The sequence below is a fragment of the Donghicola tyrosinivorans genome, assembly GCF_003003355.1.
Lineage (GTDB): Bacteria > Pseudomonadota > Alphaproteobacteria > Rhodobacterales > Rhodobacteraceae > Donghicola > Donghicola tyrosinivorans.
In genome coordinates, this window is the sequence record NZ_PVTQ01000049.1 from 1 (window position 1) to 1,981 (window position 1,981).

Sequence of the window (1,981 nt, forward strand, 5' to 3'; positions counted from 1 at the left end):
CGCTGGATCGACAACCGAATGATCGAACGGCTCTGGCGATCCCTCAAATACGAATGTGTCTACCTGAACGCCTTCGAAACCGGTTCCGAAGCCCGGAACGGGATCGGCAACTGGATCACTTACTACAACGAAAGACGCCCGCACTCATCACATGGGATCATGACGCCGGACGAGGCCTATGATAGACGATCTCCGGACCTGAAGGTTGCCGCCTGAAATGAAACCAATGCTATAGCTTAGCACGGCGGCAAACCGGTCGAATTTCCAGGACCACCTCTTCACGCGACCGTTCCGGCTTCAAAGCTTTCGGCGAATAACATCTTGCAGCATTTCACGGTCCAGCGTCAGGTCCGCGACGATCTTCTTGAGACGCGCGTTCTCGTCTTCGAGCAGCTTCAACCGTCGCATCTCGTCGGGCAGCAACCCACGGTATTTTTTCTTCCAGTTGAAGTAGGTCGCCTGACTGATCCCAGCTTTGCGACAGATTTCGGCAACAGGCATCCCATCTTCGCCTTGCCGTAAAATGAACGCCTTCTGCGCGTCCGTAAACTTCGATGCTTTCATGCGTTTCCGCTCCTCTCCCAGCCAGGAAAGAGTAGCCGAAAACTCCAGCTTCAAATGGTCCAGTTTTCAGCAGGCAGAGCACCTGGAAGCTCTGCACGACGATGAAGGCCAGCGGCGTGACCAACACACTGGACCTGGCCCCGCAAGCCTCCGGCTGCGAGAGGGCAGCGGTTCTGCGCAAGCCACGGCTGCTATCGGACAATGGCGCTGGTTACATCTCCGGCGACTTGGCCGATTGACTAGAAGACTGGCAGATGGCTCATGTCCGAGCTGCCCCGTTTTACCTGCAAACTCAGGGCAAGATCGAGCGGTGGCACCAGAGTCTGAAGAACCGCATTCTGCTGGAGAACTACTACCTGCCGAGCAATCTCAGGCAAAAGATCGACGCCTTTTTCGATCACTACAACCTCCGGCGCTAACACGAGAGCATGCACAATCTCACGCCTGCTGACGTCTACTTCGGGCGCGGTCAGACCATCCTGCAACGCAGAGAAAGGATCAAACGAAAGACCATCGAAACCCAGCGCTTGCTTCACCGCAAACCCGTCGCATAATCAAACCAACCAGATGAGCCAGACCCTGTCTTAGATTAGCCTGCCATCTGTCCCAAAATCCCCGACGAAGGACAATCCACTTGTACAAAGAATGCGTACTGACACCTAAACGCAGCGAAACCTCCCGAACGGGATATCCCCGCATAGTGATCTGATGCGCCGCGTCACGCTTGAACTCGTCGCTATAAATTCTTGTCCCCATATCGGCCTCCTTGCCGCAAAGTTAAGGGGGTAAAGCGTTTACAAATCTAGGGGCACCTCAATCTGCCAATCCCGAAAACCGGCACGCTTTGCGAGTATTGCCGATCTTCTCGGCATGCTGGAGCACTCTGAGCTCTCATTGAAGGTCGCGTTCGTCCTACGTCATAAAAAGTTCCTCCACCCCAAATCAGGGAATTTATAGAAAGTGTCCCGAAAGTCTGTACATAGCTACAATCCGCGCTATCACATGCCTCCATCGCTATAAATCAGTAAGGCAACTGATAGTAAAACAACAGAATTTGGGCTCGCCACAAATTTTTGCGCAGACAAGTTATCCCGCACCATCTGCTACGGGTACGTGAAACACATTCCTCGCCAGATCCAGCCCTACCGCGAAAATCTCGGACATGGCCGTTCTCCTTTATGGATCATCGCAGACCCACGTTGGCACATCGGCGGCGGTCACATAATCAAGGTCAAATCAACCCAATCTGTCCAGTGTCCTTGGCGCCAAACACACTCTATTAACATAACGTTGATTATAGGCCCGACAACTGTAGCGCGGAGCGCGCTACCCTGAAGTGCGACTCCTATTAGAAATCAATGGATTATCTAATAGGAGATCATGGCATGGGAGCCGTTTACACGCAACTGAGCTTGAA

Annotated in this window: 1 protein-coding gene and 3 pseudogenes; 2 read left to right on the forward strand and 2 right to left on the reverse strand. The window is 53.1% G+C overall.

The annotated features are described in order from the left end of the window. On the forward strand, positions 1-216 hold a 216-nt coding region (locus tag CLV74_RS22365), incomplete at its 5' end, for an integrase core domain-containing protein (RefSeq protein WP_146135015.1). A 55-nt stretch (positions 217-271) separates the two neighbouring features. Here CLV74_RS22365 and CLV74_RS22370 read toward each other — a convergent pair. After that, a pseudogene (locus tag CLV74_RS22370) lies at positions 272-564 on the reverse strand (transposase); the annotation flags it as partial. An 83-nt stretch (positions 565-647) separates the two neighbouring features. Between CLV74_RS22370 and CLV74_RS23320 the strand changes: the two are divergent. Next, a pseudogene (locus CLV74_RS23320) lies at positions 648-1,118 on the forward strand (integrase core domain-containing protein); the annotation flags it as partial. A gap of 73 nt (positions 1,119-1,191) precedes the next feature. Here CLV74_RS23320 and CLV74_RS22380 read toward each other — a convergent pair. Beyond that, positions 1,192-1,320: pseudogene (locus CLV74_RS22380) on the reverse strand (transposase); the annotation flags it as partial. Positions 1,321-1,981 lie beyond the last annotated feature (661 nt).